This is a genomic window from Streptomyces sp. NPDC002324 (assembly GCF_053593335.1).
The window spans coordinates 16,423-41,702 of sequence record NZ_JBSFCF010000059.1 but is presented as its reverse complement, the minus strand read 5'-3'; the positions used below and the strand labels follow the sequence as shown (position 1 = coordinate 41,702).

Sequence of the window (25,280 nt, the reverse complement as noted above, 5' to 3'; positions counted from 1 at the left end):
GCTGCTTCTCCACCGCGCGCTCGGAGCCGGCGTGCGTCGCCTCGTCGATACGACGCTGCAGGTCCGCGAGCTTCCCCGCGGTCGTGTGGATGTCGGTCTCGGACGTATCTGTGGGCTCGGCGCTCACCGGATGGATCCCTTCTTGCCGATGTCGTCGCGGGCTGTCCGCCGCGCGCCGGGGTTCCTACGGTCCGTGTCGACCCCTGCGTAACGCCGAACCGGCAGGACGGCATCGCTGTCCGCGACGGAATGCCCACCGAACCCTTCGGTACTCGATTTCACTCAGACGGTACTCAGTACCATGAGTGAGGGCAAGAGACACCGGACACGGGGTCGGGGTTGAGGTCGGGGCCGATGGTGACGGTAACGGTGACGGGAGAGGATGGGTGGTCATGAGCAAGCCATCTGCGCGGATGCGACTGGCGGATGCCGCGTTCGCCCTCTTCGACGAGTGCGGCTACGAGCAGACCACCGTGGACGACATCGCCGAACGGGCCGGGGTGGGGCGCACGACGTTCTTCCGGCACTACCGGTCCAAGGAAGGGGTCATCTTCCCCGACCACGACCGGTTGCTGGAGCTGATCAAAGACCGGCTGACGACGTCGAGCCACCGCACCGCGCTGGTCTCCGTGTCGGACGCGGTCCGCCTGGTGCTGCTGCACTACATCGACGAAGGCGATCTCGCCCGGCGACGGTACGCGCTGACCAGCAAAGTGCCTGCTCTGCGCGACCGGGAGATCGCCAGCGTGGCGCGATACCAACGGCTGTTCCGTGAGTTCATCGCCGACTGGATGGGTGACCCCACGGAGTCGGCGTCACTGCGAGCCGAGCTCATGGCGGCATCCGTAGTCGCGGCCCACAACCATGTGCTCCGCCGATGGCTGCGCGGCGAGTCGACCGATCCGGTCGCGGAGATCGACGAAGCCATGCGCGAGGTGCTCGCGCTCTTCCCGGCACCCGGTTCCTCGCCGGACGATGGGCGCGGTACCACCGTCGTCGCGTTCCGGACCGGTCACGACCTCGACGCCCTGCTCCCCGAGCTGCGGCGCCTCGTCGAGGGCGAGCCCGGGCGGTGAGCCGGGGGCTCGGTGTGGGCGAGTGGAGTCGGCGAGCGCCGGGTGATGCCGCGCACATACGGTCGGTATGCCCTCTGGTGCGTGTTAGCTTCCGGCCGTGATTTCCCCAGCCATGGACGGATACGCGCCCGCAGACGGAGCGACAGGGCGCGGCCCGGGTGACGGTTCTCCCGGCACCCGTGACCCGCTCGGTCTGCTCGACCTGTTCGGCGAGCCCTTCGTCCGCGACCCCTATCCCTGGCTGGACCTGCTGCGGTCCGAGGCTCCCGTGCACCACGACCCGGTGACAGGGCTCTGGCTGGTCAGCCGCCACCCTGACGTGCGCCGGGTACTGCTGGACCCGGACGTCTTCCGCCCCGACAACGCCCAGTACAGCGTCACTCCCCTGCCCGTCGCCGTGCTGCGGGTCCTCGCCCGTGGCGGTTTCGCCCTGCCGCCCGCGCTCGCCAACAACGGCACCCCGACCCACCCCGGGCTGCGTCGCGTGGTCACCCGGTTCTTCCACGCGAGTCGTGTCGCGGACGCGGTACCGGTGATCGAGCGCATCGCCGACGAACTGCTCGACGAGGTGCGGTCGCGAATCGACGCCACGGGCGGCTGCGATCTGTTCACCTCGTTCGCCCAAGTACTCCCCTGCCGGGTGCTGATGGAGCTGCTCGGCATACGAGGCGTCGAACCGGCCACCCTGATCCGCTGGAGCGACGCGTCGCTGGAGTTGTTCTGGGGCAGACCCACCCTGGAACGGCAGCTGGAGCTGGCGAGCCTCGTCGTGGACTTCCATCAGTGGCTCACCGCGACCGTGCGCGGCGGCACGGCCCCGGCCGACTCGTTCATCGGGGCGCTCGCCCGTCACCGGCTGCCCGATGGCAGGCCGTTGGACGTGGGGACCGCGGTCGGCGTGTGCTTCTTCGTCTTCATCGCCGGCCAGTCCACGACCGGGCAGCTCATCACCACCGTACTGCGCCGGGCGTTGGCCGACTCCGGTGTGTGGTCGCGCGTGGCCGGGGAAGCGGGCCTGGCCGAGGCCTGGGTGGAAGAGGTTTTGCGGCGCGAGCCGCCCGTGACCACCTGGCGTCGGGTGACGGCTCGGGCCACCGAACTGAACGGGGTGGAGCTGCCGGCGGGCGCTCAGTTGCTGGTGATGCTCCTGGGCAGCGGATCCGATCCGGAGGTCTTCCCGTCCCCGGAGCGCATGTGCCCGCACCGGGAGAACGTCCGCCACCATCTGGCCTTCGGCGTCGGCCGTCACCGCTGCCCGGGCGCCTCGCTGGCACGCACGGAGGCAGCGGTCGCCCTGCGGGCCACGGCCCGCGGCCTGCCGGGTGTCCGACCGGCGGTTCGGTCCGGGGAACCGCCGATGCTCGGCCTGTTGTCGTTCCGAGCGCCCTTGGAGATGGTGGTCGCGTAACGGCCGCCCGCGTGTGGAGCCGTGCCTCACAGGGGCGCTGGGCGATGCACCGCATCGCCCGCGAGGGCATCGAGTCCTCGAGGCGGCTGGGCCACCACCGCGCGGTCGGGGATGCGAACGGTGTCGTGGTCGACAGGCCGCCGACGCCGACGCCGCCGCCACGAACACAGGCCCGGGTCCTTCCCCGACTTCGTCGGCGTCGCCGCCGCCCCCGTCCGCCACCGCCGTCCGGACATGACATGACATGGCTTCGTACGCCCGTCCGCCACGCCTTCTCTCTCCGGCCGCGGGACAGGTACGGCCCCCGCAGCGCCGCGATCCGCTGCGGCGCCGCGTCCCGCCCCGCGATGACACGATCAGACAGCGGGTCCCACACCGTCCATGAGGCCCTGGATCGCGGACAGAATGCCCTCCAGAGCGCCGGGCTCCGAGGCGAGGGCGGGCAGGGAGACGGACGGCCAGGCGTTGTACGCCTTCGACGGCAACACCTGCAGCCTCCCCGTCAGTTCGGGAACGGCCGGCAGCGACGCCGCGAACGCTGCCGCGCGCTCGTGGCCGAGGTGATCCTCCTCCGTCTCGAACCGGCAAGCTCCAGGGCCTGCAGTTCCTCACCCAGAACGAACACCGGCTGATCAGTCATCCGTTCCCCGCCCGTCTCGCACCCGACGCCCAGGACGCCTACGCCGCGCCCCGGCGAAACGTACGCGGGACAGGCGGCCTGGACCGAATCCAGGTACGGCAGGACGGTCGTGCGGGTACGATTCCGCACGCCTCGCAGAGGCAGGAGCACGCCTATCGAGGCAGGCGGCCCAGCACCACACGAAACCTCTCCCGCCCTGCCGTGACGCTCGCGTCCCACAGGCCCGAGGCGTCACCGCTCAGCGAGAGCGACTGCAGCCGTTGTTCCTCGGCGAGGAGGCCGGCACCCGACACGTTCTGGTCCAGCAACCCCATCGCGGTGAGCGCCGCATGACCGCAGGACACCGCCTCATCAGCGTCTCCCGACCCGTGGGCCGGCAGCGCATACCGCAGGCAGAGGACACCGAAGAAGGCGTAGGTATCGGCGACATCCGTCATCCCCTCCTCGTTCGGCTGCAGCTCAGGGAACCGCTCCAACCGGCGTACGCGATCGGCGGCGTCGGCGAGCGGCCGGTCGACGGACCAGAGATCCCGCACGGACTGCGCATAGAAGTCCAGGTCGGCTTCCCGCCCCGGCGTGCCTGCCCGCAGGCCCACGAACAGGGGCGCCATGCGTTCGGTGCAGGCGGAGACATACAGGCGAATCGCCTCGCCGCCCCTGTCGCGCAGCGCCTCCGCGACGGCGTCCTCCACCAGCGTCCGCACGCCCACCCTCATCCTCTTCGAACAGATCGACAGGCTACACAGCGGGATGACGGCCCCGGCTCGACGAACCTCGCACCGCGCCGACTCGCCCCGTTCGCGGCAGGAATCGAGAAGCGCGGCGCACGAAGTCGCGTCTAGCCTGCTCGGCATGGACATCACCATTCACACGACCTCTCTGCCGCACGACGACCCCGACGCGTCGCTCGCCTTCTACCGCGACGTCCTCGGCTTCGAGGTCCGCAGCGATGTCGGGCAGGGCAGGATGCGCTGGATCACGGTCGGCCCGGCCGGTCAGCCCGCCACGTCGATCCTGTTGGCCCCACCTGCCGCCGATCCCGGCATCACGGAGGAGGAACGCCGCACCATCGCCGAGATGATGGCCAAGGGCACCTACGGCTGGATCCTGCTGGCCACCCCGGACCTCGACGCCACGTTCGAGAAGGTGCAGGCCGGTGACACCGAGGTCGTCCAGGAGCCGACCGAGCAGCCGTACGGCATCCGCGACTGCGCCGTCCGCGACCCCGCGGGCAACCTGGTCCGCATCCAGGAACTGCGCTGAACCCTGCGGCTGTCGGTGCAGACGTGTCTGCCCACACCGTCGAGCGTCCGGGGTGCCCGCCGAGGCCGGTACCCCGCACGCTCGAAGACGCCGATGGTGGGGGAAGACGAACCACGAAGGGGAGGGTTCTCATGTGCAAGCCCGAATGGCGGCACGCACGCGTCCAAGCGCAGCGCCTGGACGATCTCGCGCGGCTCCGCCGCGTCCGCGACCGGATCGACAGGGAGTACGCGCAGCCGCTCAACGTGGAGGCGCTCGCTCGCGACGCACACATGTCCGCCGGGCACCTGAGTCGGCAGTTCCGGGCCGCCTACGGTGAGTCGCCGTACGCGTATCTGATGACGCGTCGCATCGAGCGGGCGACTGCGCTGCTGCGGCGGGGTGATCTCAGCGTCACCGAGGTCTGCTTCGCGGTCGGCTGCGCGTCGCTGGGGACGTTCACCACCCGCTTCACCGAGCTGGTCGGCATACCTCCCGGGGCCTTCCGACGCCAGGCGGCAGATGCTGTCTCCGACGTTGCCGAGGCCTCGGGTACGTCCCACGGCGCGGGCCCGGCGATCACGGTGGAGGGGATGCCCGCGTGCGTGGCCAAGCAAGTGGCGAGACCGGTCAGGAATCGAGAAGCCCAGGCCACCGCCCGGCCTCTAGCGTGAGGGACATGGCAACCACCGCTTCCCTCGCAGCCCGCACCATCCTCGCGTCCGTCACTCTTGAAGTGGCCGACCCCGATGCCGCCCGCCGCTTCTACGGCGCCTTCGGCGTGGACACGTACATACGCCTGCGGGAGTCCGTGGCGCACTCGGCGGGATTTCGCGGCTTCACCCTGGCGCTCACGGTGTCCGGGCCGGCCACCGTCGACGGCTTCGTCGCCGCCGCCGTGGACGCCGGTGCGGCGGTACTGAAGCCCGCCACGAAGTCGATGTGGGGTTACGGCGGCGTCGTCCAGGCCCCGGACGGGACGATCTGGAAGATCGCGACCTCGGCGAAGAAGGACGCCGGCCCCGCCACCCGCGAGATCGACGAGGTCGTTCTGCTGCTCGGTGTCGAGGACGTCAAGGCCACCAAGCAGTTCTACGTGGGCCGGGGCCTGACCGTGGCCAGGAGCTTCGGCGCCAAGTACGTCGAGTTCGCCCCCGGTCCGTCCAGCCCCGTCAAGCCGGCGCTGTACAAGCGCCGCGCGCTGGCCAAGGACCTGGGCGTCCCCGTGGACGGCACCGGCTCGCACCGCATCGTCCTCGGCGGCACCGCCGACGCCTTCACCGACCCGGACGGCTTCGCCTGGGAGGCCGCCGCGCCGCCCGCCCCCACACCGTCCTGACGTCCGATCTCCGACGGCACCACATGACCGCGCCGTCGGAGACAGTGTCGGACCGGCTGCGGGACCGGGCCAGATGACTGTCGCGGGCGAATGGCCCCGATCAGCATCCTCCCAGTGCCCGTGGTGTGGCCACACCGGCTCGCTACCGTCGATCCGATCGGACCGCTGCTCGCGGACACTCGGTCCCGCCCCGGAACCAAGATCGATTGTCAGTGGTGGGTGAGAGAGTAGAAGCAATCGGGTCGGAACGAGGGGGAGCCACCATGTCCGGAAGCCAGAACTACATCAATCACGTCGCTCTTGTGCTGGACGCCAGCTCGTCCATGTCACATCTGAGCAGCAAGGTCGTGGAAGTCGCCGACCAGCAGATCGCCTACCTCGCCCGTCGGTCGGGGGAGTTGGACCAGGAAACCCGCGTCACGGTCTACGTCTTCGCGGACAAGGTCGAGTGCGTCATCTATGACAAGGACGTGCTGCGGATGCCGTCCTTGAAGCAGCTGTATCGGACCGGCGGGATGACCGCCCTGCTGGCGGCGGCGCTGAAGTCGCAGGGGGAGCTGGCGCAGACGGCTCAACTGTACGGCGACCACAGCTTCCTGACGTTCGTCCTGACCGACGGCCAGGAGAACGCGAGCCATCGCTGCCCGGATGTCACTACCAGGGCTCCCCGTGACCTGGTCAAGGCCGTGTCCGAGATGATCGCGACACAGCAGGACAACTGGACGCTGGCCGTCCTGGTGCCGGACCAGATGGGCAAGCGCGAAGCCATGCAGTGCGGTTTCCCGAAGGACAACATCGCCATCTGGGACGCCACGAGCACCCAGGGGCTGGAGGAAGCCGGACAGGTCATCCGGCAGGCCACCGAGAACTTCATGGTGGGCCGTACCCAGGGCATCCGAGGATCGCGGGCCGTGTTCTCCACCGGTGCGGAGGCGGTCAACAAGGACACCATAGAGGCGGCCGGGCTCACCCCGGTGGACCCCTCGCAGTACCAGCTGATCCCGGTGGCCCGCGACGCGGCGATCCGGGACTGGGTCGTCGAGTGCGGGCACGCCTACCGCACCGGTGGTGCGTTCTACCAACTGAGCAAGTCGGAGAAGGTCCAGGCGAGGAAGCAGATCGCGGTGCTGGAGAAGAAGACGGACCGGGTGTACACAGGGCCGGAGGCCCGAGCCCTGCTCGGCCTGCCGAACACGGAAGTCCGCGTCAAGCCGGACCACAACGACGACTTCACGATCTTCGTGCAGAGCACCAGTGTGAACCGCAAGCTCGTACCGAACACGCGCCTGCTGCTGATGCTCTGACGCACTGCCGGCTTCGGCGCCGCGAGGCCCGGCTCTGTACCCGGCCAAGAGCACATGACGTAAAGAGTTGGACGGCGTCAGGTGGCGGCTTGTAGCTTGAGTCGACTGTGACGCCGTCCGAGGAGGTGAGACCCATGAACGCTGTATCGCTGTGGGTGCTCCCCCTTGCCGTCATGGTCGGGCGATCGACGTAGGTGTCGCCGGGAGTGCCTCGACAACCAGGCACTCCCGAAAGGCAACACCTATGAACTCTCCGCAGTTCACCACCGAGCCGTCGCCGAACGGTACGGCCGAGCACGACCACACCGAGGGCGACTCCCCCGGACTGCGTGGGCCGGCCTCAGGCGCCGGTCGCGCGCCCTTCGCGTACGACGTGATCATCGCCGGGTGCGGGCCGACCGGCGCGATGCTGGCCGCCGAACTGCGGCTGCACGATGTGCGGGTCCTCGTTGTGGAGAGGGAAACCGAGCCCGTTTCGTTCGTCCGCATCGTCGGTCTGCACATCCGCAGCCTTGAGCTGATGGCCATGCGCGGCCTGCTGGACCGCATACGCCGGCACGGGAGACAGCGCCCGGCGGCCGGGTTCTTCGCCGGCATAGACAAACCGGCGCCCCAGGGCCTGGATTCCGCGCACGCCTTTCTGCTGGGCATCCCGCAGCCGGTCATCGTTCAGCTACTCGAAGATCACGCGACCCAGCTGGGTGCGCACGTCCGTCGCGGTTGTGCGGTGGTCGATTTCGAGCAGGACGAGGAGGGTGTGACCGTCGAGCTGTCCGACGGCGAACAGCTTCGCTCGCGCCATCTCGTGGGCTGCGACGGCGGGCGCAGTACGGTGCGCAAACTGCTCGGCGTCGGCTTCCCCGGCGAGGCCTCTCGGACCGAGACGCTGATGGGCGAGATGGAAGTGGGTGTGCCGCAGGAGGAGATCGCCGCCACGGTGACCGAGATCGGCAAGACCGACAAGCGATTCTGGCTCAGGCCCTTCGGCGGAGGGGCATACAGCGTCGTAGTCCCGGCTGCGGGGGTCAGCGACCGTGCGGAACCGCCCACCCTTGAGGACTTCAGGCAACAGTTGCGCGCCATCGCCGGAACCGACTTCGGTGTGCACTCCCCGCGCTGGCTGTCCCGCTTCGGGGACGCCACCCGGCTGGCCGAGCGTTATCGGGTCGGGCGGGTGCTGCTGGCCGGCGACGCGGCACACATCCATCCGCCCACCGGCGGTCAGGGCCTCAACCTGGGCGTTCAGGACGCGGTCAACCTCGGCTGGAAGCTGGCCGCACAGATCCGCGGCTGGGCGCCGGAATCACTGCTGGACACCTACCACGCCGAACGCCATCCGGTCGCCGAGGACGTGCTGGACAACACCCGCGCCCAGATGGAACTGCACTCCACCGAACCGGGCCCACAGGCCCTCCGCAGACTGCTCACCGAACTCATGGACTTCGACGAGGTGAACCGCCGTCTGATCGAGAAGATCACCGCGATCGGGATCCGCTACGACTTCGGCGAAGGCCCCGATCTGCTCGGCCGCCGCCTGCGTGACATCGACGTGGAACAGGGCCGCCTCTACGGTCTGCTGCATCGTGGTCGCGGCCTGCTGCTGGACCGCACCGAACGTCTGACTGTCGGCGGCTGGTCGGACAGGGTCGATCACCTCGCGGATCCCACCGCGGCGCTGGATGCTCCGTGCGTCCTGCTGCGTCCCGACGGCCATGTCGCCTGGGTCGGCGACCGTCAACAGGACCTGGACGATCACCTCTCCCGCTGGTTCGGCAAACCGACCGCGTAGATCGTCCGTCCGGCGGCGGCTTCGTGAACCGCCCTTCGGGGCGGGCCCACGAAGCCGCGGGCCGAGTCGTGGCAGCCAGGGCAGAAGCCGACCGACGTGGTCCCTTGTCCGCGATCTCGGTTTGGGCGAGCCTCATCGCCGAGCCTGCTCAGGCACCGAGCGCTCCGACTCGTTGATCTTCCCGAAGGGGACGTGCACGCTCGGCGTGCTGCGGGCCGTGCCGGTCAGGTGGCCGACCTGGTCGTCGAAGAAGATGTGGGGCCTGAGGACCTCCATGATCGTGCTCTTGTCTATGCCGCCGAGGAAGAAGGCGTCGTTGACGGTCACGCCCCAGTTCTGCAAGCTGCGCACCGCGCGCTCGTGAGCCGGTGCGTCGCGGGCGGTGACCAGGGAGACGTGGACGCGAATCCTGTAGCCGGCGTCGGCTGCCCGCCGTTCTTCCTCGCGCCGCTGGAGCCGGTTGACGCCTGCGAGGAAGTCACGCAGGGGGCCCGGGTCGTGCGGGGTGGCGGCGTTCGTCGTCTCGTGCGAGCGGAAGCCCTCGATGCCGTCGGCCTGGTAGACCTGTTCCGAAGCGTCGTCGGCGAGAACTCCGTCGAAGTCGAAGGCGATCCGCAGGTCCTGGTCATCGTCCTCGTCGGCCACGGCCGGGCCGAGCACGCGGCCGGCGGGCAGACCGAGCGCGACGGCCTCGCGGACGTCGTCCTCGTTCGCGGACAGGAACAGGGACATGTTCAGGGCGGGCATGAAGCGGTAGGGCGAGCGGCCCTGCATGAAGATGGCCCGGCTGATCGGCAGACCGTGGCGCTGGATCGACCGCATGACCCGCAGCCCGGTCTCGGGATCGTTGCGGGACAGGATGATGACCTCGACCAGAGGGTCGTCCGGTGAGAGGTGGTTCAGGGACAGCAGCCTGCGGATGAAAGGGAAGGCGACCCCTTTTTCCAGCGTGTCGTCCAGGTGCTCCTCCTGGTAGCCGCGGTAGTCCTCCTCCCCCTGATCACGGAAGACGGCATCCGCCTCCGCCAGGTCGAACAGTGCGCTGGAGGCGACACCGACGACCAGGCGGTTCTCGAGTTCGTAGACGGCCACGGCATCCTCCCCGGCTGTACATCGCACGCAGGCTCCGATCATGGCATGTCGGGCTCGCCACGACGGCGGCCGGCGCCGTTTCACGCCCCTACGGGGCAGGGGTGTACCTGTGCCTCCGAGCCCGGCGGGCAAACGTCTCGGGCGGTGTTGTCGTCGTCAGTGACACGGCGTCACCACCGCCGATTCGTCCGCCCGTCCGGGATGTCGCAGCCGGGCGTGCGGCCCGCGTCGCGCGACCTCAGGCCGAGTTTCAAGAGGTTGCGGGCCGGACCAGTCGCTCGTCCGGGATGACCGCGACGCCGACGATCTCGATCAGCGCCTCCGGCTGCCACAGCGCCGTCGTGCCGATGCCGGCCATCGCGGGATAGACCGGCCCGGCCAGCTCACGCCACACCTTGCCGATCTCCTTCCCGTGCGCCTGGTAGTCGGGGATATCGGTCAGGTAGAGCGTGATGCTCACCAGGTCCTGCGGGATGCCGCCCGCCTCCGACAGTGTGGCGAGGACGTTGGCGAATGCCTGCCGGAACTGTTCCACGATGCCGCCGGGGACGATCTTCATGTCCGGGTCGAGGGCGGTCTGGCCGCCCAGGTGGAGCGTGTTGCCGCTGAGCGTCCCGTGCGAGTAGCCGCTGGGCGTGGGCAGGGACGCGGGGTTGATCGGGACCGGGGCCGAGTGGGTCGCCATGGAGAGCTCCTGCGGGACGGTGCCGGGGCTGGCTGTCTGCCGCCTCACCGTAGCATCTATTGACAGAGGTCTGACGCTCGTAGAAATAATGAAATACCCCGAGGGTCGGCGAACGGCCAGGAGAGGGAACACCCATGCGTCTTTCGACCGTCTCCCATGCGGCGGGCACGACCGCCGCCGTCCTCCATGGAGACACCTGGCGAGCGCTCCCGGCAGCCGACCTGTCGGCCCTGCTGACAGTCACGCCACCCCGGCAAGTGGCGGATCTGGCCGGTGAAGCGCTCGTCGACGCCGTACCGGTGCTGCCGCTCCCCGCTCCGGGCAAGGTGGTCTGCTGCGGGCTGAACTACGCCGATCACATCCGGGAGACGGGCCGGGAGCTGCCCGCGTACCCCACGCTCTTTCCCAAGTACGCCGACACCCTCACCGGTCCCGATGCCGAGGTCGTGCTGCCGAGGGGCCTCCAGGTCGACTGGGAGGCCGAACTCGCCGTCGTGGTCGGCGCGACCCTGCGCCGGGCGGACCGGGAGACCGCGCTCGCCGGGATCGCCGGCTACACGGTGGCGAACGACATGTCCGTCCGCGACTGGCAGTACCGCACCCCGGAGTGGTTCCAGGGCAAGGCATGGGACGCGTCCACTCCCCTCGGTCCCGTGGTCGTGACGCCGGACGAGATCGAGCCCACCGCGGGCCTGGAGGTGATCTGCCGGGTCAACGGCGAGCAGGTGCAGCGTGACAGCACCAAGACGCTGGTGTTCGACGCCGCCGACCTGCTCGCGTACATCTCCACCTTCACCGTGCTGCGCCCCGGCGACCTCGTGCTCACCGGCACGCCCGGCGGCGTCGGGGTGGCCCGGACGCCCCAGCGCTTCCTCTCCGACGGAGACGTCGTGGAGACCGAGATCGCCGGCATCGGCACGCTGCGCAACACCGTGCGCCTCACCGACTGACGGCGTCCCCCTCCCCTCCCCCGCGATCCGCTCCTCGCCCCCGCCCCTCGCCCCGCAGCCGCAGCCGCAGCCGCAGCCGCAGCCGCAGCCGACCAGGAGACCTCATGAACCCCGATCCCGATCAGTACGTTCCAGGTCATCACACCCCCGGTCAGTCCGCCCAGGGCCAGTACGTCCTGGACGGGGACGACTCGATGTACGCCACCGCGAGCGGCCTGGTCGTCCCGGTCGTCACGCGGGCCGGTGCGGAGCCCGGGGACACCGGGCAGTCCGCCGGGGCCACCCGGATCTCGGGGGTCAGCATCCAGCACACCCCGGCGACCCGGATCTGGTTCGGCAAGGTCCACAACGATGGCGGCTACCGGTCCGTGCCCCACCACCACGGTGAGGCCGAGACCGGCGGCTACGTGCTCTCCGGCCGGGCGCGGATCTACTTCGGCGCGAAGTTCGAGGACTACATCGACATGTCGGAGGGCGACTGGGTCTTCGTGCCGCCGTTCCTGCCGCACGTGGAGTGCAATCTCGACCGCAACAGGCCACTGACCTGGATGACGACCCGGACACCGGAGAACATCGTGGTCAATCTCCCCCAGGTCGAGGACACGGACCTGCGCGACTGGACGGACCGGCCCTGATGACCGACACCACCTCAGACATCTTCACGGCCGCCGTCACCCTGACCCCGGCCGAGGCCGAGCGCTTCGACCTCGCCTTCACCGCGGTCACCCAGCCCTGCCCATGGCCCAAGGCGTACGGGGGCGACCTCGTCGCCGCAGCCGCAGCGGCCGCGATGAGGTCCGTCGACGACGGCAAGACGCTGCACTCCATGCACTCCTACTTCATGCGCCCCGCCGACATCGGCGCCGACGTGCGCTACGAGGTCGAGCTGCTGCGCGACGGCCGCGGATACGCGACCCGGCAGGTGCGTGGCTACCAGAACGGCAAACCCCTCTACGTCTGCCTGGCCAACTTCGCGGCCGGCGAGCCCGGCGGAAGCCACACCTGCGCCGTCCCCGACTGGCTGGGCTCGGACCTGCCCGATCCCGAGGAACTGCCCAGCTCCGCGGAATGCCTCGCGGGGCGGACCGGCGGGACGATGACCGAGGCCTCGCAGGGCTACTGGTCGGAGGGCCGGGGCTTCGACATGCGTCATGTGCCGGGCCCGGTCTACCTCGACATCGAGGGTGCCCGGGAGCCGCACCAGGCGGTCTGGGTCAAGCCGTTCGACGCGCTCCGGCCGGTCGACGGGCTCACCGACGGCCAGCGCGACGCGGCTGCCCTCGCCTACGTCTGCGACTACACCATCCTGGAGCCCGTGCTGCGCGTCCTCGGCCTGCCCTGGGCCCAAGAAGGCCTGGTCACGGCGAGTCTCGACCACGCGATGTGGTTCCACCGCGCTCCGCGTCCGGGTGTGACGGACGGCTGGCTGCTCTACACCCAGCAGGCGGTCGCGGCGGACGGCGGCCGCGGGCTGGGCTCCGGCCGGTTCTTCACCCCGGACGGCACCCATCTGGCGACGGTCGTCCAGGAGGGAATGATCCGTGCCTCCGAGGGGAGGCCGGCATGACCCTCTCCCCCTCGGGACACGTCGACACCTTCGCCCGTGACCACCTCCCCGGACCCGGGCAATGGCCGGTGCTGGAGTTCACGACCGACCTGCTCCAGTACCCCGAACGCCTCAACGCCGCCGTCGAGTTGATCGACCGTCCGGCCGCCGCCTTCGGGCCCGACCGGCCCGCGCTGCGTACACCCGAGGGTGAGGTCTGGAGCTACGGCGAGCTGCGGCTGCGGGCCGCCCAGGTCGCCCAGGTGCTCACCGAGGATCTCGGTCTGGTGCCCGGCAACCGGGTGCTGCTGCGCTCCCCCAACACCCCCTGGGCCGTCGCCGCCTGGCTGGGCGTGCTCAGAGCGGGCGGGATAGCCGTCGCCACCATGGCCGCGCTGCGGGCCCGTGAGCTGGCGCCGATCGTGGCGAAGACGCGGCCGGCCGTCGCGCTGGTCGACCACCGCTTCCTCGACGACGTGTTCGCGGTACGGGACACCGTCGCGCCGAAGCTGGTCGTCGTACCGTACGGCGGCGACGCGGCCGACGACCTGAGCGAGCGGGCCGGGCGGAAGCCGGGGCGGTTCGCGGCGGTCGACACCGCCGCCGACGACGTCGCGCTGTTCGGGCCGACCTCGGGCACCACCGGCGTCCCGAAGATCACCACCCATTTCCACCGCGACATCCTGTCGATCGACAACACCTTCGGCAAGAACACGCTCCGGCTGCGATCCGACGACCTGGTGGCGTGCACCGCACCGCTCGCCTTCACCTTCGGCCTCGGCATGCTGGTCGTGTTCGCCCTGCGGGCGGGTGCCTGCGCCTACCTCACCGAGCCCGTGGCGCCGCCGCGGCTCGCCGACCTCGTGGCCGAGCACGGGGTGACCGTCCTGGCCACCGCCCCGACCGCGTACAAGCAGATCGTCACGGCCGGGAAGGTGACACGGCTGGCGGGACTGCGCCGCGCGATCAGCGCGGGAGAGCACATCCCGCGGGGCCTGTGGGAGGAACTGCGCGACCGGCTCGGCATCAAGGTCATCGACGGGATCGGTGCCACCGAGATGCTGCACATCTTCATCTCGGCGGACGGCGACGACATCCGCCCCGGTGCGACCGGCAGACCCGTGCCGGGCTACCGCGCGGCGATCCTCGGACCCGACGGCGAGGAGCTGGGCCCGGGCGCCGAGGGCCTGCTCGGGGTGATCGGCCCGGTGGGCTGCCGCTACCTCGACGACGAACGCCAGGCCGGTTACGTCGTCAACGGCTGGAACGTCACCGGCGACACCTTCCTCCGCGACGAGGACGGCTACTTCTGGTACCGGGCGCGCAACGACAGCCTGATCGTGTCGTCGGGCTACAACATCGCCGGCCCCGAGGTCGAGGCCGCCATCGACACCCATCCGGACGTCGTCGAAGCGGCGGTCGTCGGCGCGCCCGACGCCGAACGCGGCGCGATCGTCTGCGCGTTCGTCGTGCTGCGCGAGGGAGTCGTCGGTGACGCCGGGCGGGCCAAGGACATCCAGGACCACGTCAAACAGCAGATCGCGCCGTACAAGTACCCGCGCGAGGTGCGCTTCGTCGAAGCGCTGCCGCGCAATCCCAGCGGCAAACTGCAGCATTTCAAGCTCCGTCGGCTCCTGGAGGAGCAAGCATGAGGATCGCCATCGTCGGCGGCGGCCCCGGGGGCCTGTACTTCGCCGCGCTGATGAAGCAGCTCGACCCGGCGCACGAGGTCACCGTCTGGGAGCGCAACGCGCCCGACGACACCTTCGGGTTCGGGGTGGTCTTCTCCGACGAGACGTTGGGCGGCATCGACAACGCCGACGAAACCGTCCACGCCGCGATGGAGAGCCGGTTCGCCCGCTGGACGGACATCGACATCGAGTTCCACGGCCACCGCTTCACCGTCGGCGGCCAGGGTTTCGCGGCGATGAGCCGCAAGGAGCTGCTGCAGATCCTGCAGCGGCGGGCCGCCGGTCTCGACGTCACCGTCCACTACCGGACCGAGGCGCCGGACGTGGACGAACTGCGGGCCTCCCACGACCTGGTGCTGGCCGCCGACGGCCTCAACTCCGCCGTCCGCACGAAGTACGCCGACGTCTTCCGGCCGTCGCTGGACACGCGGCGCAACAAGTACATCTGGCTGGGCACCGATCTGGTCTTCGAGGCGTTCCAGTTCTTCGTCAAGGAGACGCGGTGGGGCACCATGCAGATCCACGGCTACCCGTTCTCCGACACGGGCTCGACCTTCATCGTCGAGATGCACGAGGACGTCTGGCGGCGCGCCGGCTTCGGCCGGACCGGGGACCAGGTGTTCGCGCCGGGTGTCTCCGACGACCACGCGGTCGCGAGGATCGGGGAGATCTTCGCCGACGAGCTGAAGGGCCACCGGGTCCTCACCAACAACTCCAAGTGGCTGAACTTCACGACGGTCCGCAACGAGCGCTGGTACGACGGCAACGTGGTCCTGCTCGGCGACGCCGCCCACACCGCCCACTTCTCGATCGGTTCGGGCACCAAGCTGGCCATGGAGGACGCGCTCGCCCTGGCGGCCTGCCTGCACGAGCATCCGACGGTGGCCGAGTCGCTCGCCGCCTACCAGAGCGAACGCAAGCCCGTCGTCGAGTCGACCCAGCGGGCCGCCCAGGCGTCGTTGGAGTGGTTCGAGAACATCGGTATGTACGCCGGTCAGGAGCCGGCGCAGTTCGTCTTCAACCTGCTCACCCGCTCGCGGCGCATCACCTTCGACAACCTCAGGGAACGCGACGGCGAGTTCGCCGCGCTGATGGAGGCCGAGTTCGCCAGGCACCAGCGGGCGCCCACGGTGGCCCCGGCGATGTTCCAGCCGGTCCGGATCGGTCCGCTCGAACTGAAGAACCGCGTGATCGTCTCCCCGATGGACATGTACTCCTGCGACTCCGGCGTCCCCGGTGACTTCCATCTGGTGCATCTGGGCTCCAAGGCGCTGGGCGGGGCCGGTCTGGTGATGAGCGAGATGGTCTGTGTGTCGCCGGAGGGTCGGATCACCCCGGGCTGCCCGGGGTTGTGGACGGACGAGCAGCGCGACGCCTGGCGCCGGGTCACCGGCTTCGTGCACGAGCGCACGAGCGGGAGGATCGGCCTGCAGCTCGGCCACTCGGGCCGCAAGGGCTCGACCAGACTCATGTGGGAGGGCATCGACCAGCCGCTGGACGAGGGCAACTGGGAGGTGATCGGCCCCTCGGCGCTGCCGTACGGCGCCGGCTGCCACGTCCCCCGGGAAGCCACCCGCGCGGACCTGGACAAGGTGGTCGCGGACTTCACCGGTGCCGCCCTGCGCGGGGTGGAGGCGGGCTTCGACCTCATCGAGGTGCACGCCGCCCACGGCTACCTGCTCTCCTCCTTCCTCTCCCCCGTCGCCAACAGGCGCACCGACGAGTACGGCGGCTCCCTGGAGAACCGGCTGCGCTTCCCCCTGGAGGTCTTCGACGCGGTGCGCCGCGCCGTCCCGTCCGCCGTCCCGGTCACGGTCCGCATCTCGGCGACCGACTGGATGCCGGACGGCAACACCGAGGACGACGCCGTGGACATCGCGCGCGCGTTCATCGAGCACGGTGCGGCCGCCATCGACGTCTCCTCCGGTCAGGTCTCCCAGGACGAGAAGCCGGCCTACGGCCGCTCCTACCAGACGCCGTTCGCCGACAAGATCCGGCATCTGGTGGCCGCGCCGGCCGGGGTGCCGGTGATCGCGGTCGGTGCCATCTCCTCGTACGACGACGTGAACTCGATCCTGCTCGCCGGACGGGCCGACATGTGCGCCCTGGGACGCACCCATCTCTACAACCCGCAGTGGACCTTGCAGGCCGCCGCGGAGCAGGAGTACGCAGGGTCCGGCGCGCAGTGGCCGGTGCAGTGGTCGGCGGGCAGCCGCAGACCGCCCTCCTCCCGCACCGACAAGATCTCGCCGCGTCTGTCGCTGTTGCGGGCGGGAGCCGCCGAGGACGTGCACCTGCGGTGGACCGCCGCTTCCGACGCGGCGTCCACGTGATCGCCTCTCCCGGCGCCGAGAACCCGGTCGGCGTGCACCGCACACGGATCGAGTGGATCGACACCGACGCGGCCGGCATCTACCACAACAGCACGGTCGTACGGTTCGTTGAGGCCGCGGAGGCCTCGCTCATGCGGGAGCTCGGCCTGCACGGCTACTTCCCGGTCGCACCGCGCGTGCGCTACGAGGTGGACTTCGACGCGCCGCTCTTCTTCGGACAGGACGTGTGCACGGTCGTGGAACCGGTGCGGGTCGGCACCAGTTCGATGACCTTCGTCTTCGAGGTCTGGGGCGAGGAGTTCCGCGGCCGTCCGCGCGGCCGGGCCGCACGCGGCCGTTATGTGACCGTCCATATCGGCGGGGACCACCGCGAGGGTGCCGCGAGTGCCCCGTGGCCCGAGGAGTGGGTCGCCGCGCTGACCGGGCCGGTCCGGTCGTCGGATGCCCGTCCGGCATACTCACTGGAATGAGTACGATCAAAGGCGACCGGCCCACAGCGGCCGGGCGTCGTTCCCGGACAGTGCTCGTGAGCTTCCTCGGCGCCATCGTCCGCAAGATGGGCAACTGGATGCCCATCGCCGGCACAGTCGAACTGTTGACCGGGCTGGGTCTGGACGCGCCCAGCGTCCGGACGGCGGTCTTCCGGCTCAAGAAGCGCGGCTGGCTGGAGTCGGAGAGCCGCGCGGGGATGCGCGGCTACACACTGACGCCGACCGCGCTGGAGGCACTCGCCGCGGGTGACGAGATCATCTGGCACGCCCGGCAGCCGGCCGATCTCGGGGACGGCTGGTGCTTCGTGAACTTCTCCGTCCCCGAGTCCGCTCGTGCCCTGCGACACCAGCTGACCGCGCACCTCACCTCGCTCGGTTTCGGCAACATCGGATCGGCGGTCTGGATCGCGCCGGCGCGGATGCTCCCGGCCGCGCAGCGCGCCATCGCCGAACTGGACCTCACTGAGCAGTGCGCCGTCTTCGTCGGCGACTACGTCGCCGGGCAGAACCTGACGGCCATGGTCCGGGGCGGCTGGGACCTCGACGAGATCGACCGGCGCTACCGCGAGTTCATCGGCGAGTACGACGGGGAGGCGGACCTCCTCGGCGAGGCCGCGGTCATCGACGGGCAGCACGCCTTCGTCACCTACCTCGCCGTCATCGACCACTGGCGCAAACTGCCCTTCCGCGACCCCGGGCTGCCGCGCGAGGTGCTCGCCGAGGACTGGAGCGGCCCGGCCGCCGTCCGGCTCTTCGAGCGGATGGTCACCCTCCTGGAGGGCAGGGCGCTGGCCCACGCCGCTCCCTACTGGTCCACACAGCCGAAGGCGGCCGAGCGGGCGGACGACACCAGGGCGCTTCAGCGCAGCTCCTGATCGTCCTGCGGTCCCGCAGCGCGGGGCACGCGGGCCGGGCGTGAGTCGTCGGTGACTCATTTCCGGTAATGCGCAAGCGAGTTCGACCGACACAGGCAACCCACAGGTCCCGTTTCACCTCCTTCGTGGCGTGAGGCGCTCCCGGTACGTACGGGGCGCCCGCGCTCGAAGCGTGAGGAGGGACCCTTGATCCGTACCCGGCGAACGGGTGTCATCGCCGTTGCCGTGCTCGCGGCACTGGCGGGATCACCCGGATCGGCCCAGGCCCAACAGCCGCCCGGCGCCCCGGCGGCGGTATCGGCCGCGTCGGACGACGACCTGCCGAAGGGCTGGAGTGTCACCGGCCAAGGAGTGGTACGGAAGCTGGTCTGGCGGTCCGGGCAGAACGTGCCCATGGGGGACGCCCGGGTCGAGTTCCACGCCGGAGGCCGGCTGCTCGGCGTCCCGAAGGCGGCCAAGGACGGGCGTACGTTCCGGCTCGCGCTCGACCAGGACACCCCGCTGAAGGACCTCAGGGTCATGGCGGCCGGACGCCGACTGGACGCGGCGGCCGGCGACTCCGGCGGGAGCGAGGACCGTTCGCCGGACACGGCGCGGCCCTCGGCACAGCCGCCGGCGAACTCCGTCGACCCCGGCAGGCCCGGCGCCTACCGCACGGTCTCCGGCGAGTACGACCTTCCCCCCGTGCGGTTGCCCGGATTCCCCGAGCCCGTCGAGATGCGGGCCGTCGTCGTCGCGCCGAAGGGCGCCACCGGCAAGCGGCCGCTCGCGCTGTTCCTGCACGGCCGGCACAGCACCTGCTACAAGCCGGGCGGCGAGGACGTCACCGGTGAATGGCCCTGCCCGGCCGGGCAGAAGGCGATTCCCAGCCACAAGGGTTATCTGCGGGACCAGAAACTGCTGGCGTCCCAGGGCTATATGACGGTGTCGATCTCGGCGAACGGGATCAACGGCCAGGACTGGCAGGCCGAGGACGGCGGCGCGCAGGCCCGTTCCTCGCTGGTGCGGCAACACCTCGCGCGCTGGGCCGGCTGGAGCGCCGACCGGGACGACGCCCCGCCCGTGGTGCGCGACGCGCCCACGGCCGACCTCTCCCGCGTCCTGCTCGTCGGTCACTCGCGCGGCGGCGAGGGAGTCGACCGGGCCGCGATGGACAGCCTCTACCCGGCGCCCGCCGCGCAGGACGGCTACCGCGGCCCGGTCCGCTGGAAGATCCGCGGCACCGTGCTCATCGGACCCACGATCTTCGGCCAGAACCCCGTGCCCGACGTCCCGTCCGCGACCATCCTGCCCGGTTGTGACGGCGACGTCTCCGACCTCCAGGGCCAGGTGTACGTGGACGGCACGCGCGGCGTCAGCAAGGGCAAGGCCCTGCACAGCGCCGTGTACATGGTCGGCGCCAACCACAACTTCTTCAACACCGAGTGGACGCCGGGCCAGGCCGAGGCGCCCGCCTCCGACGACTTCTCGGACGACCCCGAGAGCGGCGAACGGGACGCGGTGTGCTCCCCGGGCGCCCGTACCCGGCTCACCGCCGACCAGCAGCACAAGGCCGGCGCCACCTACATAGCCGCGGCGGCCCGGCTGTTCGTTGCGGGCGACGACCGGGTACGCCCGCTGCTGGACGGCTCGGACCGGCGCGCCCCGTCGGCCGACCCGGCCCGGGTGCTGACCCACGCCGTCGGCGCCCGCCGCACCGGCGGATTCCTGCCCGACGGCGGGGTGAAGGTGACCGGCGCAGGCAGGCTGTGCGCGGCGGTCGACCCCGCCCCGGCCAGGGCCTGCCTGGGCAAGGGCGTCCGAGGGGCGTCCCCGCACTTCGCCTGGTGGCAGACGGAGAAGGAGGCGGGCCGCAGCGCCGTCGCACTGAAGTGGTCCGCGGCGGGCAGGGCGACGAAGGTCACGCCGGCCGCACCGCTCTCCCTGACCGGCGCCAAGGACCTGGCGCTGCGGGTGATCGTGCCGCCGAACACCGCCGGTACCAAGCTGGACGTGTCCCTGACCGACTCCGCCGGCCGCCGGGCCGACCTCGGTCGGGTGAAGGTCGCGGGGCTGCCCGGCACCGAGCGCACCGCTTCGTACTGGGCGCGCGAGGTACGGATCCCGCTGACCGCCGCCACCCGTGGCCGGTTCGACCTCAAGCACGTCAAGTCCCTGGAGCTGACCCCGCGTTCGCGGTCCGGGCGAGCCTGGATGATGGATGCCTGGGGCTGGTCACCGGGTACTCCGGCGGTCACCGCCGCCGCCCTTCCGCGCGTCGACATCGGCCGGCTCACGGTGAAGGAGGGCGACTCCGGCACCCGCACGTACCAGATCCCGGTCAAGGTCACCGGCCACGGCAGCGGCAAGGTCCGCTTCTCGGTCCTGGACCCGGACACCGGCCGCGCCGTGGACAAGCTGGTCACGGTACGGCCTGGGGCAAGCCCGATCAAGGTGCCGGTCGTGGTGGAGGGCGACACCCGCTTCGGTTACGAGCAGAGCCAGGATCTGGTCGCCAAGGCCGTGCGCGGCGCGGTCGTCGGCTCGTACCTGGGCGGCGTCACCGCGGTGAACGACGACCCCGAGCCCGAGATGACGCTGACGCCGGTCGTGGACCGGGTGACCGAGGGCGGAAAGCTGACCTGGCGTGTGTCGCTCTCGGCGCCGGCCGAGGTGGAGCTCGTGCGGGATCTGCGGGTGCTGCCGGTCACCGAAGGAGTCGAGTTGTCCACCAAGGACGTGGATCCGCGGTGGTTGAGGGACAACACCGGTGAGGGGCCCGATCCCGAGCGCCCGCTGTCGCAGGCGGGCCTGTGGCTGTTGACCGACATCCCCGCCGGGAGCACGACCGGCGACATCACGGTGCCCACGGTGAGGGACAGGGTGACCGAACCGGCCGAGTCGTTGCGCCTGGCGCTGACCGGCGAGGACGGCGAGCCCGTGCCCGGCGGGCCGGTGGTGACGGGGACGGTCGTGGACGCGCCGTAGGCCACATGCCCGCGACGTGGAGGGGGGCACGGACCGAGGGGGCACGGACCGAGGAATCGGTCCGTGCCCCCTGCCGTGCCGAGACCGTGCCTCGGGTGAGGACGCGGGTACGGATACAGATGCGGGGACGGTTGCACGGGCGGCGTTCAGTGGCCCCGGAAGACCGGAGCGCGCCGTTCGAGGAAGGCCTCGACGGCCTCGCGGTGGTCGGCGGTGGAGCCGAGCCGCCGCTGCACGACGGACTCGCGGTCCAGCGCGGCCGGCAGGCTCGCTGCGGCCGCAGACCGCAGCAACGCCTTGGTCTCCCGGTGGGCCGCGGTGGGCCCGGCGGCCAGCGCACGGGCCACGGCCAGCCCCTCGGCGGCGGCCGAGCCGTCCGCCACCACGCGGTGCACGAGGCCCCATTGCTCCGCGTCCCGCGCGGAGAACGCGTCTCCGAGGAGCATGAGCCCGGCCGCCCGTGACGGGCCCAGCTGGCGGGCGAGGGCGCGGGCGACACCGGAGTCGGAGGCCAGGGCGACACCGGTGAAGGCGGTGGCGAACCGGGCGCTCTCGGCGGCGACCCGCAGGTCGGCACAGAGCGCGATGCCGAGGCCGGCCCCGACGCAGGCGCCCTCGACGGCGGCGACCACCGGGACGGGCAGCGCCTGCAGTTCCTTGACCAGCGGGTTGTAGTGCTCGGGGATGTTGGCGAAGGCGGCGCCCGGCGCGTCCTTCAGCAGCCGGGCGTGCTCCTTGAGGTCCTGGCCGACGCAGAAGTGCCGTCCGCGAGCGGTGATCAGGGCTGCCCGTACGTGCCGGGCGGCGTCCGTGGTCAGCCGACGTGCCGCCGTCAGGAGCGCGCCGCGCAGGTGTGCGTCGAGCGCGTTGCCGCCGGCGCCCCCGCGCAGCTCGATGACGGCGACGGCGTCGATGACCTCGTACGACACGCCATGGGGAGCGGAAGTGCCGGTCACGGCCATGCGTAGAACCCCTGTCCGCTCTTGCGGCCGAGTTCACCGCGGGCGACCATCTCCCGCAGCAGTCGGGGCGGGGCGAACCGTTCGCCGAGGGTGGCGTGCAGGTGTTCGGCGATGGCGAGGCGTACGTCGAGACCGACCAGGTCGGTCAGGCGCAGCGGCCCGATGGGGTGCTTGTAGCCCAGGGACATGGCGGTGTCGATGGCGTCGGGGGCGGCGACGCCCTCCTCCGCCATGCGGATCGCCTCCAGCCCCAGGGCGAGCCCCAGGCGGCTGCTGGCGAAGCCGGGCGAGTCGCCGACGACCACCTCCTGCTTGCCGAGGGCACGGGTCCAGCCGACGGCCGACTCCAGGGTGTCGCTGGTGGTGTCGGGCGCCAGGACCACCTCGATCAGGGCGGAGACCGGCACGGGGTTGAAGAAGTGCATGCCCAGGAAGCGGCCGGGGCGCCGCAGGGCCGCCGCGAGGTCGGTCACCGAGAGAGAGCTGGTGTTGCTGGCGAGCACGCACCGCTCCCCCACGGCCTGTTCGGCCGCGGCGAGCAGGCGGGCCTTGAGCGCCGCGTCCTCCGGCACCGCCTCGACGACGAGATCGGCGTCACGGGGCAGTTCGGCCACCGAAGCCACCACGGTGAGCCGGAACGCGTCGCTCTCGGCCCCGCCCCGGCGCAGGGCGGCGGCGATGCGCTCGACGGCGGCGTCCGCGGCTTCGGCGTCCTGTTCCACGACCACCACCGATGACCCGACGGCCGCGAAGGACTGCGCGATACCGGCGCCCATCCGGCCGCCACCGATCACCCCCACGACCGCGGGCGGTGCCGCTTTCTGTTCTTCTGCTTCTGCCGCTGCCGCCGAGGTCATGCCCGGCCTCCGTTCTTGTCCAGGAAGCGCGTCATGCGCTCCTGCTTGTCGCGGCCCTCGAACAACACGGCCTGGGCAAGGTCGTCGGCGACCGGGTGGGCGCCGGGGGCGTCCGTGACGAGCTTGGTGAGGCGCAGGGCGAGCGCCGAGGCGCGGGCCATGCGGTCGAGCAGGGCATGCGCCTCGGTGGTCAGCCGCTGCGCCGGTACGACGTCCATGACCAGCCCGCAGGCGAGCGCGGCGGCGGCGTCGAGGTTCCGGCCGGCCAGCAGCACCTGTTTGGCCACCGACTCTCCGACGAGTTCCCTCAGCCGCCAGCAGGCGCCGGCGGCTGCGAGGATGCCGAGGCCCGGCTCGGGGTTGCCGAACACCGCGTCCGGACCGGCGATCCGTATGTCACAGGCGTACGCCAGCTCCGCGCCTCCGCCGAGGGCCCAGCCGTCGACGGCGGCCACGGTGGGCAGGGGCAGTCGGCGGACCCGTTCGAAGAGGCGGCTGTTGATGCCCTGCAGGGCCTCGTCGCGGCCCCGTGCGCGCAGTTCGGCGATGTCGGCGCCGCCGGCGAAGACCCCGCCGTGGCCGGTGAGCAGCATGAGGCGCGGGGTGCGCTCCAACTCCTCGCACAGTTGGTGGAGTTCGGCGATCATACGGGCGTCGATGGCGTTGCGGGCCTCGGGCCGGTGCAGGGTGACCACGACCCGGTCCGCGTGTTCTTCGACGAGGAGGGTGTCGTACGAGGTTGCGGCGGCCGTGCTCATACGCGCTCCACCAGCAGCGACACGCCCAGCCCGACGCCCACGCACATGGTCGCCAGGCCCCGGCGGCCGTCCTCGCGCTCCAGTCGGCCGAGCAGGGCGAGCACGATGCGGGTGCCCGAGCAGCCGAGCGGGTGCCCCAGGGCGATCGCGCCGCCGTCGGCGTTGACCCGGTCCTCGTCGAGCTTCAGTCGGCGCACCACCGTCAGCACCTGGGAGGCGAACGCCTCGTTCACCTCGATCGCGTCCAGGTCGTCGATGTGCCAGCCCGCCCGGTCCAGTGCCTTGGCGGTGGCCGGCACGGGGCCGAGCCCCATCAGACGGGGCTCGACCCCGGCCGAGGCGGCGGTGACGACACGGGCCCGTGGCGTGAGGCCGTACCGTTCGACCGCCGCCCCGCTCGCCACCACCACGGCGGCCGCCCCGTCGGACAGTGGCGAGGAATTGCCCGCGGTGACGATCCCGTCGCCGCGGAAGGAGGTGCGCAGCCCGCTCAGCCGCTCCAGTGAGGTGGCGGGCCGGGGCCCTTCGTCCCGGGTGACCTCGCCGTCCTGGACCGGCACCGGGACGATCTCCCGGTCGAACCGGCCGGCCTGCTGGGCAGCCACGGCCCGGCGGTGGCTGCGCAGCGCGAAGGAGTCCGCCTCCAGGCGGGTGATGCCGTCCAGGGCGGCGAGTTCCTCGGCGGTCTCGCCCATCGACAAGGTGGTGTCGGCGGAGAAGCGCGGGTTGGTGAACCGCCAGCCGAGGGGGGTGTCGTGCACCTCGCCGGGGCGGGCCCAGGGGGTGCCGGGCTTGGCCATCACCCAGGGCGCGCGGGTCATCGACTCCACGCCGCCCGCCACGATCAGGTCGGCCTCGCCCGCCCGTACGGTCTGGGTGGCGGACGCCACGGCCGTCAGGCCGGACGCGCACAGCCGGTTGACGGTGTATCCGGGCACGGTGTGCGGCAGTCCGGCCAGCAGCGCCGCCATGCGGGCCACGTTGCGATTGTCCTCGCCGGCCTGGTTCGCGGAGCCGAGGATCACCTCGTCGACGGCCTCGGCCGGGATCGCGGAGCGCTCCACCGCCGCACGGACGACGAGGGCGGCCAGGTCGTCGGGGCGTACGGAGGCCAGCGCCCCTCGGTGGCGGCCCAGAGGGGTGCGGGCGCCGTCGATCAGATAGACCTCGTCAGACATGGGCGGACTCCTTCGCGGGGGCATGGCGGGGGGACCGGGCGATCGCGGCCGGTCCGGTCACCGCGGCCAGGTGGGTGACGGCGGTGGAGAAATCGGT

General features: G+C 71.1%; 23 protein-coding genes. 15 read left to right on the top strand and 8 right to left on the bottom strand.

Features of this window, described 5'->3' with window-relative positions:
- The first annotated feature begins 392 nt into the window (after nt 1-392).
- Complete coding sequence (locus tag ACWCRJ_RS41810; protein WP_450944216.1) at nt 393-1,076, top strand: TetR/AcrR family transcriptional regulator; 684 nt, start codon at nt 393-395, stop codon at nt 1,074-1,076.
- Between the two features lie 112 nt (nt 1,077-1,188).
- Complete coding sequence (locus ACWCRJ_RS41805) at nt 1,189-2,484, top strand: cytochrome P450 (protein WP_450944219.1); 1,296 nt, start codon at nt 1,189-1,191, stop codon at nt 2,482-2,484.
- A 356-nt stretch (nt 2,485-2,840) separates the two neighbouring features.
- Here the strand turns inward: ACWCRJ_RS41805 and ACWCRJ_RS41800 are convergent, their stop codons facing one another.
- Both ACWCRJ_RS41800 and ACWCRJ_RS41795 read right to left on the bottom strand, forming a co-directional pair.
- Nucleotides 2,841-2,972 carry a hypothetical protein gene (locus tag ACWCRJ_RS41800; protein WP_450944215.1) on the bottom strand — a complete coding sequence of 44 codons (132 nt, stop codon included), beginning with the start codon at nt 2,970-2,972 and terminating at the stop codon, nt 2,841-2,843.
- Between the two features lie 304 nt (nt 2,973-3,276).
- The gene (locus tag ACWCRJ_RS41795; RefSeq protein WP_450944214.1) at nt 3,277-3,828 is read right to left on the bottom strand and encodes a hypothetical protein; all 552 of its coding nucleotides are present in this window, start codon (nt 3,826-3,828) and stop codon (nt 3,277-3,279) included.
- 148 nt (nt 3,829-3,976) lie between these two features.
- On the opposite strand from ACWCRJ_RS41795, the gene ACWCRJ_RS41790 reads away from it, so the two are divergent.
- The 5 genes from ACWCRJ_RS41790 (at nt 3,977) to rox (ending at nt 8,798) form a co-directional block, all read left to right on the top strand.
- The gene (locus ACWCRJ_RS41790; RefSeq protein ID WP_450944213.1) at nt 3,977-4,387 is read left to right on the top strand and encodes a VOC family protein; all 411 of its coding nucleotides are present in this window, start codon (nt 3,977-3,979) and stop codon (nt 4,385-4,387) included.
- Between the two features lie 131 nt (nt 4,388-4,518).
- On the top strand, nt 4,519-5,040 hold the full coding sequence (locus tag ACWCRJ_RS41785) for a helix-turn-helix transcriptional regulator (RefSeq protein WP_450944212.1): 522 nt from the start codon (nt 4,519-4,521) through the stop codon (nt 5,038-5,040).
- 5 nt (nt 5,041-5,045) lie between these two features.
- Complete coding sequence (locus ACWCRJ_RS41780; RefSeq protein WP_450944211.1) at nt 5,046-5,705, top strand: glyoxalase; 660 nt, start codon at nt 5,046-5,048, stop codon at nt 5,703-5,705.
- Between the two features lie 263 nt (nt 5,706-5,968).
- The gene (locus ACWCRJ_RS41775) at nt 5,969-7,009 is read left to right on the top strand and encodes a VWA domain-containing protein (protein WP_450944210.1); all 1,041 of its coding nucleotides are present in this window, start codon (nt 5,969-5,971) and stop codon (nt 7,007-7,009) included.
- A 244-nt stretch (nt 7,010-7,253) separates the two neighbouring features.
- Nucleotides 7,254-8,798, top strand: a complete 1,545-nt coding sequence (gene rox, locus ACWCRJ_RS41770; protein ID WP_450944209.1) for a rifampin monooxygenase — start codon at nt 7,254-7,256, stop codon at nt 8,796-8,798.
- Nucleotides 8,799-8,930: 132 nt separating this feature from the next.
- On the opposite strand, the gene ACWCRJ_RS41765 is transcribed toward rox, so the two are convergent.
- Nucleotides 8,931-9,890, bottom strand: a complete 960-nt coding sequence (locus tag ACWCRJ_RS41765; RefSeq protein ID WP_450944208.1) for a 5'-nucleotidase — start codon at nt 9,888-9,890, stop codon at nt 8,931-8,933.
- Between the two features lie 250 nt (nt 9,891-10,140).
- On the bottom strand, nt 10,141-10,575 hold the full coding sequence (locus tag ACWCRJ_RS41760; RefSeq protein ID WP_450944207.1) for a RidA family protein: 435 nt from the start codon (nt 10,573-10,575) through the stop codon (nt 10,141-10,143).
- A gap of 134 nt (nt 10,576-10,709) precedes the next feature.
- Between ACWCRJ_RS41760 and ACWCRJ_RS41755 the strand changes: the two genes are divergently transcribed.
- The 8 genes from ACWCRJ_RS41755 (at nt 10,710) to ACWCRJ_RS41720 (ending at nt 21,428) form a co-directional block, all read left to right on the top strand.
- Nucleotides 10,710-11,525, top strand: coding sequence for a fumarylacetoacetate hydrolase family protein (locus tag ACWCRJ_RS41755; protein WP_450944206.1), 816 nt, complete (start codon nt 10,710-10,712; stop codon nt 11,523-11,525).
- A 104-nt stretch (nt 11,526-11,629) separates the two neighbouring features.
- A complete protein-coding gene (locus tag ACWCRJ_RS41750; protein WP_450944205.1) occupies nt 11,630-12,160 on the top strand; it encodes a cupin domain-containing protein in 531 nt (176 codons plus the stop codon).
- Nucleotides 12,160-13,092 carry an acyl-CoA thioesterase gene (locus ACWCRJ_RS41745; RefSeq protein WP_450944204.1) on the top strand — a complete coding sequence of 311 codons (933 nt, stop codon included), beginning with the start codon at nt 12,160-12,162 and terminating at the stop codon, nt 13,090-13,092. The genes ACWCRJ_RS41750 and ACWCRJ_RS41745 overlap by 1 nt, the downstream gene beginning before the upstream one ends.
- Nucleotides 13,089-14,723, top strand: a complete 1,635-nt coding sequence (locus ACWCRJ_RS41740; protein WP_450944203.1) for an AMP-binding protein — start codon at nt 13,089-13,091, stop codon at nt 14,721-14,723. Before ACWCRJ_RS41745 ends, ACWCRJ_RS41740 begins: the two co-directional genes overlap by 4 nt.
- On the top strand, nt 14,720-17,095 hold the full coding sequence (locus ACWCRJ_RS41735; protein WP_450944202.1) for a bifunctional salicylyl-CoA 5-hydroxylase/oxidoreductase: 2,376 nt from the start codon (nt 14,720-14,722) through the stop codon (nt 17,093-17,095). The genes ACWCRJ_RS41740 and ACWCRJ_RS41735 overlap by 4 nt, the downstream gene beginning before the upstream one ends.
- On the top strand, nt 17,062-17,565 hold the full coding sequence (locus ACWCRJ_RS41730; RefSeq protein WP_450944201.1) for an acyl-CoA thioesterase: 504 nt from the start codon (nt 17,062-17,064) through the stop codon (nt 17,563-17,565). Before ACWCRJ_RS41735 ends, ACWCRJ_RS41730 begins: the two co-directional genes overlap by 34 nt.
- Nucleotides 17,562-18,461, top strand: coding sequence for a PaaX family transcriptional regulator (locus ACWCRJ_RS41725; RefSeq protein ID WP_450944200.1), 900 nt, complete (start codon nt 17,562-17,564; stop codon nt 18,459-18,461). The genes ACWCRJ_RS41730 and ACWCRJ_RS41725 overlap by 4 nt, the downstream gene beginning before the upstream one ends.
- 186 nt (nt 18,462-18,647) lie before the next feature.
- Nucleotides 18,648-21,428 (top strand): hypothetical protein, encoded by a 2,781-nt coding sequence (locus ACWCRJ_RS41720; protein WP_450944199.1) that lies wholly within the window; start codon nt 18,648-18,650, stop codon nt 21,426-21,428.
- 146 nt (nt 21,429-21,574) lie between these two features.
- Here the strand turns inward: ACWCRJ_RS41720 and ACWCRJ_RS41715 are convergent, their stop codons facing one another.
- From ACWCRJ_RS41715 to ACWCRJ_RS41700, 4 genes are read right to left on the bottom strand one after another with little or no spacing between them, the layout of a single operon-like run.
- Entirely contained in the window at nt 21,575-22,390 is an 816-nt protein-coding gene (locus tag ACWCRJ_RS41715; protein WP_450944198.1) for an enoyl-CoA hydratase/isomerase family protein, read from the bottom strand.
- Nucleotides 22,381-23,247: a 3-hydroxyacyl-CoA dehydrogenase family protein gene (locus ACWCRJ_RS41710; protein WP_450944197.1), complete on the bottom strand. Its 867-nt coding sequence runs from the start codon at nt 23,245-23,247 to the stop codon at nt 22,381-22,383. Before ACWCRJ_RS41710 ends, ACWCRJ_RS41715 begins: the two co-directional genes overlap by 10 nt.
- Nucleotides 23,244-24,005 (bottom strand): enoyl-CoA hydratase/isomerase family protein, encoded by a 762-nt coding sequence (locus ACWCRJ_RS41705; protein ID WP_450944196.1) that lies wholly within the window; start codon nt 24,003-24,005, stop codon nt 23,244-23,246. The genes ACWCRJ_RS41710 and ACWCRJ_RS41705 overlap by 4 nt, the downstream gene beginning before the upstream one ends.
- Entirely contained in the window at nt 24,002-25,183 is a 1,182-nt protein-coding gene (locus ACWCRJ_RS41700; protein WP_450944195.1) for a thiolase family protein, read from the bottom strand. Before ACWCRJ_RS41700 ends, ACWCRJ_RS41705 begins: the two co-directional genes overlap by 4 nt.
- Between the last annotated feature and the right edge of the window lie 97 nt (nt 25,184-25,280).